Origin of the sequence: Escherichia sp. AM3 (assembly GCF_032029835.1) — a bacterium.
Taxonomy (GTDB): Bacteria; Pseudomonadota; Gammaproteobacteria; order Enterobacterales; family Enterobacteriaceae; genus Escherichia; species Escherichia coli.
In genome coordinates this window covers 1-252 of the sequence record NZ_JAVUPQ010001146.1, presented here as the reverse complement: position 1 = coordinate 252, position 252 = coordinate 1, and the positions used below count along the sequence as shown (strand labels likewise).

1 protein-coding gene is annotated in these 252 nt (G+C 52.8%); it reads left to right on the top strand.

Annotated features, from left to right (window positions below; translation table 11 throughout):
• Positions 1 to 252 (top strand): DotH/IcmK family type IV secretion protein (locus RTW80_RS30080; RefSeq protein ID WP_312721834.1); only part of this gene is annotated, 252 nt, incomplete at both ends.

The window sequence follows — 252 nt, the reverse complement described above, 5'->3', positions numbered from 1 at the left end:
GACTGACCGACAACGAGCGTTCTGTAAATGCCCCAATGATAAGCGTGGTTCCGCGTATCAGTTCATTAACCCTCAATCTTTCTCCAGGCGCCAGTATCCCGCTGGTACGCACGGCCATGAATAACCAGAGCGTCGTCACCCTGACGGACATCAATGGCGCACCGTGGCCACAGTCAGATCCGCCAATTAATGCCAGCCCGAAGAGTTTTGATGTGAAGTTCAATGCTGGAACCAACATGCTGGCCATAACAC